This is a genomic window from Rhizobium sp. 22-785-1, from assembly GCF_053521965.1.
Genome location: NZ_JBNWDI010000001.1, coordinates 767,576 through 780,820, shown reverse-complemented (window position 1 = coordinate 780,820; position 13,245 = coordinate 767,576). Strand labels below are relative to the sequence as shown.

The window sequence follows — 13,245 nt, the reverse complement described above, 5'->3', positions numbered from 1 at the left end:
GTGCCGCGGATTCTTTTAATCGTTTAAACTTGAATAACCGTTCGCTGATTGCCGAAAAGGAAGCAGCGAGCGTTATGGTGTGGGACCTTCACAAGCGTTGCCGGAGCAGGGCTTCACAAGTCGGGGTCGACCTTGGACGCTTTCTGCTTGTTCATCAGCTTTTCCAGGAAGCCGAGCATCACCGCCGAAACAACGAAGGCAAGATGGATAATGGTGAACCACATCAGCTTGCTGTCGGAATATTGGTTGGCGTTCAGGAAAATCTGCAACAAATGGATGGAGGAGATAGCGACGATGGACGAGGCGACCTTGATCTTCAGGCTGCCTGCATCCAGCTTACCGAGGAACGAGACCTGATCGTCAGCTTCATCGAAACGGCTGACGAAGTTTTCGTAGCCTGAGATCATCACCATGACGATCAGGCTCGCTACCAATGCGGCGTCGATCAAGGCCAGCATGGCGAGGATCATCTCGGCGTCGGTGTAGACGAAAACGTTTTTCGCGATCTTGAGAAACTTCAGGATGAAGGAAAAGGCATAAACGCCGAGAGCTGCGACAAGGCCGAAGTAAAACACGACCAGAAGCCAGCGGCTTGAAAGAATGATCCGTTCGATAATGAGTTCAAGCGATTTCATATTGGCGGGGCGCCTCCGGCCTGCGTTGCGATACGTTGACGATCGTAGAGCGGTGATCTAGGCGGAAGAAATTGATCTTCAAGTCAGTGGTGTTCGCAAATCTTGGTTATCAGCGTTTTTTGGCGCTTGAGCCGTATGCAACTGGTCTCCGGCTTAGTGTCACATTATCGCAACAGATTGCATTCGGCTAAATGATGATAATTATTATCATGTTTATTATGTTGACTCGAACTATCATGTTTTCTACTCCTCCGTTCACGGCATAGCCGTCACATTTCAGCACATATCCGTCGAGCTAGCCCGAGGCTGTAGCGCGCACCGCCGCGCGTGCTTCTTGCCGCTCGTCATCAGGGGGTCAATCATGCTTATCCGCGGTTCTCAGTCCGCCTTGTTCGTCTGCACGGCGCTTGCGCTTGTGCTGTCCACTACCGTTGCCGCAGAGGCGCAGACCGCACCCACACAGGACGATCAACAACCCACCGTGCTGAAACGAATCATTATCAAGGGTGCGCGGACGAAGCCTGGGAACGCCGTGTCGTCCGACACTCCATTCGCCAGCGAAACGACTGCGGAAGAGATCCGCAAGAAAGACATTGGCAGCCTCAGCGACCTTGGCAATACGACTGAGCCGGGCGTCGATTTTATTGCGCCGAAGCCTGGCAAAATTGGCGGCTTGTTTGTTCGTGGTCTGGGAGGCGCGCGCGTCACGACGCTCGTTGACAACATCCCCGTTCCATTCTTTGAGAATTTCGCCCGCGCAGGGCAGGCAACCTCGACAATGAGCAGCGGGGCCTCCAGTTTCGATTTCTCTGCGTTATCTGCCGTCGATATTCTGCGCGGGTCCGATTCCAGCCGCGTAGGCTCAGGCGCATTGGCCGGAGCACTGGTGCTGAGAACGCTGGAGCCGGAAGACCTCATCGGTGAAGGACGCGAGTGGGGCGGAGTGGCTAAAACGACCTATGATAGCGAGGACAGAAGCGCAGGCGGTACACTTGCAGTCGCGCGCAAGATCGAGAACACGTCCGTATTGTTTCAGGGATCCTACAAGCGGGGGCATGAAACAGACAATAAGGGCACCGCTGACATTTTGGGTATCCGCAGGACCAAGCCAAACCCCGGCGATTACGACCAGAACAATCTGATGTTCAAGCTTCGCCAGGATCTGGAGGGAGGCCACCGCATCGGCATTACGGCGGAACGCTACCAGATGAACAGTGATACCGACCTCAAGACGTTGCACGGCACTTATCTGCCTGGTGCGTATTCCGGTTACGACGATACGCTGCGTGAACGGCTGTCTCTCGATTACGAGTTCGAGGCGCCATCCGCGGACGCTGTGATCGACACAGCGCGATTGACCGCTTACTGGCAGGCTTTATCGAAAGAGTCCGGTTCTGGAGGTTTGCAACTCAACGGCCAGCCCATCGCGCGCGAAGACTTCATGCGCGACAGTACCTTCGGGCTCGTCGGCGGTCTGACATCCACGTTCGATACGGGCAGTCTCGACCACACCGTTCGCATCGGAGGAGATGCCTCGACCTTTGATTTCAAGGAATGGTTCACCTCTGTCACCGGCTCTTCCGCCGCGGCGTCTTCGGCGGATATTCCGCATGTCAACGGCAATCGCCTCGGCCTTTACGCAGAGGACGAAATCGCCTTTGGCACGAGCGGCTTTCGCCTGACACCCGGCATCCGTTTCGATTACTTCGATTACGATCCCTCGGGCGATATCTCTACTCATCCGTCCTACGCCACTCTCGGACTGCCCCAGGATCGCAATGGCTCACGGTTTTCTCCGAAACTGATGGCGAGTTACGATCTGACGCCGGAGGTTCAGGTTTTCGCCCAATGGTCCACCGCTTACCGTGCTCCCACAGTCAACGAACTCTATCTCAGCTTCCCCAATATCGCCCGCGGCTATGCAGTGGTGGGAAATCCCTATCTCGAACCGGAAACCAGCAATGGCTTCGAAGTCGGAGCGAAATATCAGAACGGTGATACAACCGGGGGCATCACTGCTTTCCATAACAAATATCGGAACTTCATAGAGCAGGATCAGACGACAACATCACTCTTTCCCGGCCCGGGTGGTAGCCCAACGGGCTCCTTGTTCACCTATATCAATCGCGCGCATGTGGAGATATCAGGCGTAGAGGCAAAGGTGAGACAGGAGTTTTCCAACGGCTTCTTCGCGCATGCTTCTCTTGCCTACGCCTATGGAAAGGACACTGACACGAACGAGTTGATCCGCACGGTAGCGCCGGTCAAATCGATTGTTGGTATCGGTTACTCTGATGAGTCTTGGGGAACGGAACTAACAGGAATATTTGCGGGTGGGATGCGTGATGACCATGATGACGCGACTTTCGATGCTGGCGGTTACGGCATCGCCAACGTGACTGCCTGGTGGGAGCCGACGCAGACCAAAGGGCTTCGCATTCAGGCCGGGGTCTATAATATGTTCGACCGTAAATACTGGAACGCAGTGGGTGTTCGTGACGTCAATCCGAATACCGTCTCAAGCAGTAACCAGCCTGTTGATTTCTATTCCGAGCCGGGCCGCAGCTTCAAAATTTCTCTGACACAGAAATTCTAAGCCGCTCGTCTTTAATCATGGAATGGGCGGCCTCGGTCGCCCATGTCATTTCAACGGCAGTACAGATACCCGCCCTTCCGCTCCAGCACGTCCAGATGCAGATGGTCCTGGTGGGTGGCGTCGCTGCCGGGGGAGAGGACTGTACGGAAAAACAAACAGGCGGCGGTGGTAATGGAGCGTTGGAAGGCGCCTTCCATGGTGCCGTCTTCGGCCCTCGGTTTCATCACCAGAGGTTCGCCCTTGTCGAATGTCATCGTGGCAATGTCGACGGCGTTGCCCTTGGCGTGTTCGGACATCTTGCCCGTGGCCGCACTATTGCGGTTGCGGCAGATATAGGTGGAGGCGTTTCCAAAGGCTGTGACCTGGCGGTCGGGCATGGCGATTTTGGCGGTGGGGAGGACGACGTCCTTCGTCCAGCGGGAAAGCGCAAGAGCTGCCTCGCAACGCATCGTTCCCTTCGGCTCGAGCTTGATGCCGGGCAGCACAGCGGTGACTTCCAGCGGCGCGGCAATGCCGCAACCATCTTCCTCGCCCTTAATTGGCTCGACCTCTCGAAACTCGGCGCCAAGTTCCTTCAGTTGCGACAGGCAGGCTTTCAGGTCTTCCGGGTTCTCTTGCATCAGTGGTTCGGGCGCGGGTTCTTCGGCTTTCTTTTCCTCGGCAGGCTTTTCCTCGGCTGTTTTGCCATCGGCGGGCTTTCCATCCGTGGCTTTGTCCGTCTCCTGCTTTCCATCCTCCAATTTCTTCTCGCTAGCCGTCTCGCTGGCTTTATCGCTCCCTGCCGGTACAGCCTCCTGAGAGCTTGGTGTCTCGGGTTTGTCCTGCGGCTTTGGCACCGTGTTTTCCGGCGGGGGCTGGACCTGCTCCTGCGACGCCTCGCCTTTCTTCGGTGAGGTTGGCTGTTCAGGCGTTTCCTGCTGAGGTTTGGCTTCTGGAACTGGAACCTGTTTGGGTGGTTCGGATGCGGCGATCAGCAAGGATGCCGCGGCCAGAATGAAGAAACGTTGAAGCATGTTGGTCTGTCGCCCCCTGTTGCGCAATTGGTTGCGCGAAAGCGACAACGCGCCAATGAGCCATCCGGTTCAGGCGTGCCCGCAAATCCGCTTGCCAAGGGCGTCTGTTGCCGCTAACAATTTGGCCCATGAACACAACGTCGAAGAACATTGCGATCTGGTGGTGGGGCAGCTAAGGCGGCCTTGACCAGTCATGTTCACACGACACGTCCAAGCCGCCCGAAATTTCAGGCGGCTTTTTTGTTATTTTGCCGCCGGTCATCAACGGGTCTAAAAAACGGGAACTGCAAGTAAAATGGTTACAATCACTCAGGATGACGGTTCGGAAACCTACCATACCAAGGGCGGCATCAAGGTCTCGCGCACGCGTCGCGCCGCCGATTATGCCAGCGCGATCGACAGCTATGTCGACGGTCTTGATTCCCGTCGCGGCGCGGTCTTCTCATCCAATTACGAATATCCTGGCCGCTATACCCGTTGGGATACCGCGATCATCGATCCGCCGCTTGGCATTTCCTCCTTCGGCCGCAAGATGTGGATCGAGGCTTATAATGGTCGCGGCGAAGTGTTGCTGTCCTTTATTGCAGAGAAGCTGAAAGCAACACCGGATCTGACGCTGGGTGCATTGACGGCTCGCCGTCTCGATCTCATGGTCAATGAGCCGGACCGTGTCTTTACCGAGGAAGAGCGTTCCAAGATCCCGACGGTCTTTTCGCCGCTGCGCGCCATTGTCGATCTGTTCTATTCCAGCGCGGATTCCGCCATCGGCCTTTTCGGCGCCTTCGGTTACGATCTTGCCTTCCAGTTTGACGCCATCAAGCTGTCGCTGCAACGCCCGGAAGATCAACGCGATATGGTTCTCTTCCTGCCGGATGAAATTCTGGTGGTGGATCACTATTCCGCCAAGGCCTGGATTGATCGCTACGATTTCGAAAAGGCCGGTGTGACCACACTCGGCAAGTCGGAAGAGACCGCGCAGGAGCCGTTCAAGACAACCGACACGATCCCGCCGCGTGGCGACCATCATCCTGGCGAATATTCCGAACTGGTGGTGAAGGCGAAGGAAAGCTTCCGCCGTGGCGACCTTTTCGAAGTGGTGCCGGGCCAGAAGTTCATGGAGCGCTGCGATAGCAATCCATCGGCCATTTCCCGTCGCCTGAAGGCGATCAACCCGTCGCCTTATTCCTTCTTCATCAATCTCGGCCATCAGGAATATCTGGTCGGCGCCTCGCCGGAAATGTTCGTGCGCGTCTCCGGCCGCCGTATCGAGACCTGCCCGATTTCCGGCACCATCAAGCGCGGCGACGACCCGATTGCCGATAGCGAACAGATCCTCAAGCTACTGAACTCGAAGAAGGATGAGTCCGAACTGACCATGTGCTCGGACGTCGACCGCAACGACAAGAGCCGCGTCTGCGAGCCGGGCTCGGTCAAGGTCATTGGCCGCCGCCAGATCGAGATGTATTCACGGCTCATCCACACGGTGGACCATATCGAAGGCCGTCTGCGCGACGATATGGATGCCTTCGATGGCTTCCTGTCCCATGCCTGGGCTGTAACCGTTACCGGTGCGCCAAAACTCTGGGCCATGCGTTTCATCGAGAAGCATGAAAAGAGCCCGCGCGCATGGTATGGTGGCGCGATCGGCATGGTCGGCTTCAATGGCGACATGAACACCGGACTGACGCTGCGCACCATCCGCATCAAGGATGGGATTGCAGAAGTCAGAGCAGGGGCGACGCTTTTGAACGATTCCATTCCACAGGAAGAAGAAGCGGAAACCGAACTGAAGGCATCGGCCATGATTGCAGCCATTCGCGATGCGAAAACCCAGAACTCCACCGCCGGCAAGCGTGATGCCGCAAAGGTCGGAACCGGTGTGAAAATCCTGCTGGTGGATCACGAAGACAGCTTCGTGCATACGCTCGCCAACTATTTCCGCCAGACGGGTGCAACGGTATCCACCGTACGCACGCCCGTTCCGGCAGAAATCTTCGATCGCTTCCAGCCTGATCTCGTGGTTCTGTCACCTGGACCCGGCAATCCCAGCGATTTCGATTGCAAGGCGACGATCAAGGCTGCGCGTTCTCGCGATCTGCCGATCTTCGGCGTGTGCCTCGGGCTTCAGGCGCTGGCGGAAGCCTATGGGGGCGAGTTGCGCCAACTGGCAATTCCCATGCATGGCAAGCCCTCGCGCATCCGCGTGCTGGAACCCGGTCTCGTCTTCTCCGGCCTTGGCCACGAAGTAACGGTCGGTCGCTACCACTCCATCTTTGCCGACCCTGCTACGCTACACCGCGATTTCATGATCACGGCGGAAAGCGAAGACGGGACGATCATGGGGATCGAGCACACGAAGGAGCCGGTCGCGGCGGTGCAGTTCCACCCGGAATCGATCATGACGCTCGGCGGCGATGCCGGCATGCGGATGATTGAGAACGTGGTGACGCATCTGGTGCGCAAGGCAAAGACCAAGGCTGCCTGATTACAAATCCATTGGCGGCGTCTTTGGACGCCGCCATGTCTCCTGCTTTGCGTGAGCGCTGGTGAAAGTCCTAAAATATATATTTCTGGTTTTCTTGCTGGGCTTCATCGGCATTGCGCTTGGCGTAGCTGTGCCGAGACCACTTACGCACAGTGAGGCCACCACCGGCGAGACGTCCCGCCGTATCCTGGTTCTCAGCAACCCCATCCACACCGATATCGCGGTGCCGGCGGATGCGGAGTTGTTGTCGCGCTTTGCCTTTCTGCGCGATGCCGATCTCGAGATCGATCATCCTGGTCTTCGCTACATCGTCTTCGGTTGGGGCGGGCGGGCATTCTATACCCAGACACCCACATGGGCCGATCTGCGACCGATGCCTGTGTTGAAGAGCCTTACCCTTGACCGTTCGGTCATGCATGTGGCGCTGGCTGGCGATATCGCTCTTGCCGACCCCAGCGTCTTGCCTGTTGATCTGTCTGCTGCGGGATATGAAAGACTGATCGATTTCATTGCCGCGAGCTTCTCAAAGGCGGATGGCGAGCAGGTCCCGCTTCCCGGCCAGTCCTACGGCAAGGACGATGCGTTTTTTGAAGCCGAAGGTTGGTTCAATGTGCTGGTGGGCTGCAATATCTGGACGGCTGCCGCGCTTCGACAGGCGGGCGTGAGCACCGGTTTGTGGACGCCCTTGCCGCGCCTTCTGACGGCGTCTTTGCGGTTGCATAATGATGCGGGCGTCTTTTCCGCAGGGTTTCTTCCGGTTGGCAGATAGCGATGAGTGACAGTCGAGCCGGTGAATTCTGTGGCTTATATCCCTCGGTCCTGAACGACATCTCCGCCGCAACACTTCGTCTCCCCGCGAATTGACATGGCCCCATCGCTCGGATGACATAGCGCCACAAAAGCCCTGCGCAGAGAAAGTCCAACAAATGCTCGACTTGCACCAACTGCTGATCGTCTATGTCGCCTATATCATCGCAGTTGCGAGCCCAGGTCCGAGCAATATGACGATCATGGGGATCGCTATGAGCCAGGGCAGGGCGCCGGCCATCGTGCTCGCGCTTGGGGTCATGACGGGCTCTCTCACCTGGGCGGCTATTGCCGCGACGGGGCTATCGGCTGTGCTCGCCACCTATGCCAATGCGCTCTTCGTCATCAAGATCGCCGGTGGCTTCTATCTGCTTTATCTCGCCTACAAATCCGCACGGTCTGCCTTTGCCAAGGCTCCGCAGGCTGAGCCCGGCATTGCGACCAGCAGCAGGGCTGATTATGGCAAGCTTTATCGCCGTGGCGTGCTGCTGCACCTCACCAATCCGAAGGCGGTTCTGGGGTGGCTCGCCATCATGTCGCTTGGCATCAAACCGGGTGCCGGGCCTGCAACGCTTGCAGCCATTATCGGCGGGTGCGCGTTGCTCGGCCTCGTGATCTTCTGCGGTTATGCCCTGCTATTTTCAACGGCACCCGCGATCCGGATTTATCAGAAAGCCAAGCGTTCCATTGAGGTGACGCTGGCGCTGTTCTTTGGTTTTGCGGGCATCAAACTGCTGATCAGCAGGGTTTAGCGAGCGCGGCAGATGGCGGTCGGATCGAAGCCGGCAGGCGGCAATCCATTTCAGCCAGCCTGACATCGGAGCCCTATCGTGAATGGAGCAAGGCAAAATTTGCAGATCAATGGCGCGATGAGAACCGATATCGCCAACTCGGTTCTATGCTGGCTGGCAACGGTCGATGCCGATGGGACGCCCAATGTCACGCCGAAGGAAATCTTTTCCTCCTATGGTGAGGATCGTCTTGTCGTGGCTGACATTGCCTCCAGCCATACTGTTCGAAATATCCGCGCGCACCCTGCGGTATGCGTCAGCTTCATCGACGTCTTTCGCCAGCGTGGCTTCAAAGTGACGGGCCAGGCTGTGATTATCGGGCCAGACGACACTGATTTTTCCACTGTTGGCGCGCGGTTGTTGCAAATGGGGGGCGATGATTTTCCCATCCGCCATATTATCTCCATCCAGATGGAGAAGGTTTCCCGTATCCTGGCGCCAAGCTATCGGCTTTTCCCGGATCGAACCGAAGGCGAGAGGATGGCTAGCGCCTATCAAGCCTATGGTGTCGAGCCCATCTGATCCGGCCCGGCTGGCAGATGTGTCCGCGCGTCTCGATCCAGCAAGCGTTTTGATGTTCGGAAAGTGAGTTTTCATGTCGAGCGACAAACCATCCTTCACCCGCGTCTGCCCCATCCTGCGCATCTTCGACGAGGCCAAGGCGCGGGAGTTCTACGTCGACTTCCTCGGCTTTTCGGTGGATTGGGAGCATCGCTTTGGCGATAATTTTCCGCTCTACATGCAGGTCTCGCGTGCAGGCCTCGTCCTTCATCTAAGCGGGCATCATGGCGATGCGACGCCTGGTTCGACCGTGTTTGTCGAGACTGTCGGTGTGGAAGCCTATCAGCGCGAGCTTGCGGTGAAAGATTACACCTACATGAAGCCCGGCATCGAGCCGCTGCCCTGGGGACTGCAGATGGAGGTGATCGATCCTTTCGCCAACCGCATCCGCTTCTGCGAGCGGCAAAAGGCGAAAAGCGCTTGACCCTGCGGTCAGATTAAATCATAGAACGCGCCAACAGCGAACCGCCTGCACGAACCCTCGTGCGGGCGGTTCGTGCGTTTTAAGGGTCATTTCTGCAATTCGTTTGCATCTGCACGGGGTTTCGTCATGAATGCTGAAGGTAACGCTCTCGTCCGAAAGCTGGCTTTCTGGGGCATTCCGTTTTCGTTTCTCGTCCTTGGACTGAAACTCTCGGCATGGTGGGTGACCGGCTCGGTCGCGCTTTTGTCCGACGGTCTGGAGTCGACCGTCAACGTGGTTGCGGCCTTCATTGCCTATTTCGTCATCCGTTATGCGCAAAAGCCCGCAGATGACGATCACCAGTTCGGCCATCACAAGGCAGAATATATATCTGCCGTGGTCGAAGGTGTGTTGATCGTCGTGGCCGCTCTCCTGATCGTCAAGGAAGCCTGGGGCGGATTGTTCGAGCCGCGCCTGCCAGACGCACCGATGCTGGGTCTGGCGATCAACGCGTTTGCGGGCGGGCTGAATGCCGTCTGGGCAACCATTCTTATCCGCGTTGGTCGCAAACACGCTTCGCCTGCGCTAACGGCCGATGGTCATCACATCATGTCGGATGTCGTGACTTCGATCGGTGTCCTGATTGGCCTCGTGCTGGCGATCGTCACGGGCTATGCGATCCTCGACCCGCTGCTCGCCATTTTGGTTGCCATCAATATTCTCATCCAGGGCTCCAAGGTCATTCTCCATTCGCTCGGCGGGCTGATGGACAAGGCGGTGGAGCCGGAGGAGGACGAGGCGATCAAGAAGGCGATCGCGGAAAATTCCGCTGGCGTGCTCAATGTGCATGACTTGAAGACCCGCAGGGCAGGGGCGGCGGCTTTCATCGATTTTCACGTCGTCGTGCCTGCCAGCATGTCGGTGGGCGCGGCACATGAGATTTGCGATCGCCTTGAAGATGCCATAAGGGGCGTGATACCCGGCGCCACGCTTGCCATTCACGTCGAGCCTGAAAGCGAACAGGCCCATGGCGTCCGCGTCAATGTTTTAGAACCAGGAGTGTGAACCATGTCAGTGACGGATGTTTCCGGCCTGTCCCAGCTGGGCGCGCAGGTCGCGGCCCCTGAAAATCCAGAAAGTGCCGTTCTGGAGCGCGTGCCGAACGGCAACGCGGGAACGGATTACGTCGTGCGCTTCACTGCGCCGGAGTTCACCTCGCTCTGCCCGATGACGGGACAGCCGGATTTTGCCCATATCGTCATCGATTACATTCCGGGTGATTTCCTGGTGGAATCGAAGTCGCTGAAGCTCTTCCTGCATTCCTTCCGCAATCACGGCGCATTTCACGAGGATTGCTCGATCTATATCGCCAAGCGCCTCGTCGATCTGCTATCGCCCAAGTGGCTACGCATCGGCGCTTACTGGTATCCGCGCGGCGGTATCCCGATCGATGTTTTCTGGCAGACCGGGCCAGCGCCCGAAGGCGTCTGGCTGCCGGATCAAGGTGTAGCGACCTATCGCGGTCGCGGCTGACAGCCTGTCCAGCAATCTCCGCTGGTTACCTAGAAATCGTGGCTTCTACGCTTTGGATTGTTAGGCTACGGGAGTTCTGGCACAGGCATCATAAAGGCTCAGACGAAAGAGCTATCATCGCCTGAGTCGAAGTCCATGTCGTTGCTGCTATCGTCATAACTCGTGTCGTTGTCGTCCGGCGTATAGTCCGCCTGCTGGACGTCATTGTCGTTGTAATCGGCGTTGGCCTGCTGTGGATCATCGCCGTAATAGTTGTTGATCACGGTTTCTTCGACCGGCGCATTGCCAACCGGGTTGCCGCCGGATAATGGCGAGCCCCAGCCGGATGAGGCCATGTGGTTGGAGAAAATGCCGCTCAACGAATTGGCGAGCAGCATGCCGCCGGCCACGCCCGCTGCAGTGCCAAGCGCACCCTGGAGGAATCCTCCGCCTCCGCCACTGGCGCGTCCGAAGCCGGAGGCCTGCTGGCTCCACGGACCGCTCGGCTGCTGCGCATCCTGACTTCTACCCCAGGGTCCAGCGGTCTGCCCGGACATGTCGTTGCGGTAGGTCGACTGCGGTTGTGGCGGCTGTGGGGTTGGTGCAGGAGCGGGCGCCTTCGGCTGGTTGGTGCCGAATATGGAGCTCAGAAAACCGCCCTGGGTCCCGCGCTGCTGGTCGCCGGCGCCGGATTCGAGCTGGTGGATACGCTCTTCAAGCTGCTTGATGTGGGCGGCTGCGGCTTCCAGACCCTTTTCCTGCACGATCACGGCCTGTGCAAGGTAATAAGGCGCGTAGGGCTGATCGCGAACCGACTGGTCTATCAGCGCTTCCGCTTGAGGGTCGCGCGGGGTGGACGATGCGGTCCTGATTCTGTCGAACAGGCCCTTGAGCAGTTGGGTTTCTTCTGGTGACATCTCTTGCCTCCTTGGCATGTCGAGAAACGCATACCAAGGAGGTAGAGTTCAAATCGGATTTTTCAAAGCCCCGATTTCTTACATTTCTGTAATCCGATACCTCATCCGCCGAAAGCGAGAGAGAGACCGGCAAGCGCCGTCAGGCCACCGGCGATACGGGCGGCGACAGAGCCGAAGCGCGAGACGCCGAGGCCAAGCGCCACACCGGCAAGGTGCAGAAGCGCGGTTGCGATCATGAAGCCGATGCCGAACTGCAGCGCGCCCGCCGTTCCGAGTTCACCGCCATGGGCATGGCCATGGAAGAGCGCGAAGACACCGACGATGGCCGCTGCCGCAATGGTCGGCACTTTGGCTGCCATGGCCACCAGAAGGCCAAGGCCGATAACGGAGGCGAGGATGGCAGGCTCAACGAAGGGCAGGCCAACGCCATAGACGGCGAGGAAGAAGCCCACTGCCATGGTGCTGACGAAGGCTGCCGGAACGGCCCAGAGAGCCTGTTTGCGGTCCTCACTCATGGCGATCTGCGATGCCCACAGGCCAACGGCGACCATGGCAAGGATATGGTCTGCGCCGAAAAGCGGATGCGACACGCCGGCCATGAAGGAGCCGTGCTCTTCCGGGTTCAGGTGGGCAAAAGCGGGCAGGGCGGTGGCGCCGAGGCTGGCTCCGGCAAGAATTAGTCTTTTCAGCATCGTTCCCTCTTCGAATTTGGCTGGTCCGGTGCCTGCCGTTCTTGGGAACACGACATCACCTTCGATGCCAACGATATGTCAATCGGTGAGAGCCTGTCCATGCGGCATTTGCCGGGGGTCAGCCGATTGAGCGCTTTTATTAAGCAGTTCCGCGCCTTGTCTTTTTCGCTCATTGTTTTACGACACAAATCACACTATGTCCGATAGGCAATGAATTATGTTGGAGACCGTCCGTATGAACGAAGAAGAAGACGACAAGAGCAAGGAACTGCCGATCGGTAAAGAAACGGAAGCGAATCTTTTCAAGTCGCGTTCGATCTTCATTTATGGCGGGATTACCCAGGAACTGGCGCAGAAGGTCTGCACGCAGCTTGTCGCCCTTGCTGCTGCAAGCGATGACGACATCCGCGTCTACGTCAATTCGCCAGGCGGTCACGTCGAGTCCGGCGACAGCATCCACGACATGATCAAGTTCATCAAGCCGAAGGTCTATATCATCGGCACGGGCTGGGTCGCATCTGCTGGTGCGCTGATCTACGTATCGGTGCCGAAGGAACGTCGCCTCTGCCTGCCCAACACCCGCTTCCTTCTGCACCAACCCTCCGGTGGCACGCGCGGCATGGCTTCCGATATCGAAATCCAGGCTCGCGAAATCATCAAGATGAACCAGCGTCTGATCAAGATCTTCTCCAAGGCCACTGGCCAGACGGAAGAAAAGATCGCCAAGGACATCGATCGCGACTACTGGCTCGGCGCAGATGATGCCGTCTCCTACGGTCTCGTCGGCAAGATCGTCGAGCACCAGTCGGAAGTCTGACGGACTTCGCGACGTA

General features: G+C 57.7%; 13 protein-coding genes. 9 read left to right on the top strand and 4 right to left on the bottom strand.

Translation table 11 applies throughout. The annotated features are described in order from the left end of the window. Nucleotides 1–113: 113 nt before the first annotated feature. Nucleotides 114–635: a TIGR00645 family protein gene (locus ACQZ5M_RS03660; RefSeq protein ID WP_296014488.1), complete on the bottom strand. Its 522-nt coding sequence runs from the start codon at nucleotides 633–635 to the stop codon at nucleotides 114–116. Nucleotides 636–996: 361 nt separating this feature from the next. Here ACQZ5M_RS03660 and ACQZ5M_RS03655 point away from each other — a divergent pair, with 361 nt between their 5' ends. Continuing rightward, entirely contained in the window at nucleotides 997–3,231 is a 2,235-nt protein-coding gene (locus ACQZ5M_RS03655) for a TonB-dependent hemoglobin/transferrin/lactoferrin family receptor (RefSeq protein WP_449079092.1), read from the top strand. Between the two features lie 50 nt (nucleotides 3,232–3,281). On the opposite strand, the gene ACQZ5M_RS03650 is transcribed toward ACQZ5M_RS03655, so the two are convergent. Beyond that, nucleotides 3,282–4,244, bottom strand: coding sequence for an extensin family protein (locus ACQZ5M_RS03650; protein WP_449079091.1), 963 nt, complete (start codon nucleotides 4,242–4,244; stop codon nucleotides 3,282–3,284). Nucleotides 4,245–4,539: 295 nt separating this feature from the next. Here ACQZ5M_RS03650 and ACQZ5M_RS03645 point away from each other — a divergent pair, with 295 nt between their 5' ends. The 7 genes from ACQZ5M_RS03645 to queF all read left to right on the top strand — a co-directional run bounded on the left by ACQZ5M_RS03645 (nucleotide 4,540) and on the right by queF (nucleotide 10,824). After that, complete coding sequence (locus ACQZ5M_RS03645; protein ID WP_449079090.1) at nucleotides 4,540–6,729, top strand: anthranilate synthase; 2,190 nt, start codon at nucleotides 4,540–4,542, stop codon at nucleotides 6,727–6,729. Nucleotides 6,730–6,790: 61 nt separating this feature from the next. After that, entirely contained in the window at nucleotides 6,791–7,498 is a 708-nt protein-coding gene (locus tag ACQZ5M_RS03640; protein WP_449079089.1) for a TIGR02117 family protein, read from the top strand. A gap of 157 nt (nucleotides 7,499–7,655) precedes the next feature. Then, entirely contained in the window at nucleotides 7,656–8,288 is a 633-nt protein-coding gene (locus ACQZ5M_RS03635; protein ID WP_449079088.1) for a LysE family translocator, read from the top strand. A gap of 78 nt (nucleotides 8,289–8,366) precedes the next feature. Then, the gene (locus ACQZ5M_RS03630) at nucleotides 8,367–8,849 is read left to right on the top strand and encodes a pyridoxamine 5'-phosphate oxidase family protein (RefSeq protein ID WP_449079087.1); all 483 of its coding nucleotides are present in this window, start codon (nucleotides 8,367–8,369) and stop codon (nucleotides 8,847–8,849) included. Between the two features lie 73 nt (nucleotides 8,850–8,922). After that, on the top strand, nucleotides 8,923–9,312 hold the full coding sequence (locus ACQZ5M_RS03625) for a glyoxalase superfamily protein (RefSeq protein WP_449079086.1): 390 nt from the start codon (nucleotides 8,923–8,925) through the stop codon (nucleotides 9,310–9,312). Between the two features lie 126 nt (nucleotides 9,313–9,438). After that, on the top strand, nucleotides 9,439–10,356 hold the full coding sequence (locus tag ACQZ5M_RS03620; RefSeq protein ID WP_449079085.1) for a cation diffusion facilitator family transporter: 918 nt from the start codon (nucleotides 9,439–9,441) through the stop codon (nucleotides 10,354–10,356). A gap of 3 nt (nucleotides 10,357–10,359) precedes the next feature. Continuing rightward, entirely contained in the window at nucleotides 10,360–10,824 is a 465-nt protein-coding gene (queF, locus tag ACQZ5M_RS03615) for a preQ(1) synthase (RefSeq protein WP_274101999.1), read from the top strand. Between the two features lie 98 nt (nucleotides 10,825–10,922). On the opposite strand, the gene ACQZ5M_RS03610 is transcribed toward queF, so the two are convergent. Next, nucleotides 10,923–11,720: a DUF2076 domain-containing protein gene (locus ACQZ5M_RS03610; protein WP_449079084.1), complete on the bottom strand. Its 798-nt coding sequence runs from the start codon at nucleotides 11,718–11,720 to the stop codon at nucleotides 10,923–10,925. A gap of 101 nt (nucleotides 11,721–11,821) precedes the next feature. Continuing rightward, on the bottom strand, nucleotides 11,822–12,412 hold the full coding sequence (locus ACQZ5M_RS03605; RefSeq protein WP_296018007.1) for a HupE/UreJ family protein: 591 nt from the start codon (nucleotides 12,410–12,412) through the stop codon (nucleotides 11,822–11,824). 235 nt (nucleotides 12,413–12,647) lie between these two features. Between ACQZ5M_RS03605 and ACQZ5M_RS03600 the strand changes: the two genes are divergently transcribed. Beyond that, nucleotides 12,648–13,229, top strand: coding sequence for an ATP-dependent Clp protease proteolytic subunit (locus tag ACQZ5M_RS03600; protein ID WP_144621303.1), 582 nt, complete (start codon nucleotides 12,648–12,650; stop codon nucleotides 13,227–13,229). The last annotated feature ends 16 nt before the right edge of the window (nucleotides 13,230–13,245 follow it).

Bases quoted from the DNA above. Each gene is read 5' to 3' on its own strand.
- ACQZ5M_RS03660 (WP_296014488.1), bottom strand. From the start codon at position 635: ATGAAATCGCTTGAACTCATTATCGAACGGATCATTCTTTCAAGCCGC.
- ACQZ5M_RS03655 (WP_449079092.1), top strand. From the start codon at position 997: ATGCTTATCCGCGGTTCTCAGTCCGCCTTGTTCGTCTGCACGGCGCTT.
- ACQZ5M_RS03650 (WP_449079091.1), bottom strand. From the start codon at position 4,244: ATGCTTCAACGTTTCTTCATTCTGGCCGCGGCATCCTTGCTGATCGCC.
- ACQZ5M_RS03645 (WP_449079090.1), top strand. From the start codon at position 4,540: ATGGTTACAATCACTCAGGATGACGGTTCGGAAACCTACCATACCAAG.
- ACQZ5M_RS03635 (WP_449079088.1), top strand. From the start codon at position 7,656: ATGCTCGACTTGCACCAACTGCTGATCGTCTATGTCGCCTATATCATC.
- ACQZ5M_RS03625 (WP_449079086.1), top strand. From the start codon at position 8,923: ATGTCGAGCGACAAACCATCCTTCACCCGCGTCTGCCCCATCCTGCGC.
- ACQZ5M_RS03620 (WP_449079085.1), top strand. From the start codon at position 9,439: ATGAATGCTGAAGGTAACGCTCTCGTCCGAAAGCTGGCTTTCTGGGGC.
- queF (WP_274101999.1), top strand. From the start codon at position 10,360: ATGTCAGTGACGGATGTTTCCGGCCTGTCCCAGCTGGGCGCGCAGGTC.
- ACQZ5M_RS03610 (WP_449079084.1), bottom strand. From the start codon at position 11,720: ATGTCACCAGAAGAAACCCAACTGCTCAAGGGCCTGTTCGACAGAATC.
- ACQZ5M_RS03605 (WP_296018007.1), bottom strand. From the start codon at position 12,412: ATGCTGAAAAGACTAATTCTTGCCGGAGCCAGCCTCGGCGCCACCGCC.
- ACQZ5M_RS03600 (WP_144621303.1), top strand. From the start codon at position 12,648: ATGAACGAAGAAGAAGACGACAAGAGCAAGGAACTGCCGATCGGTAAA.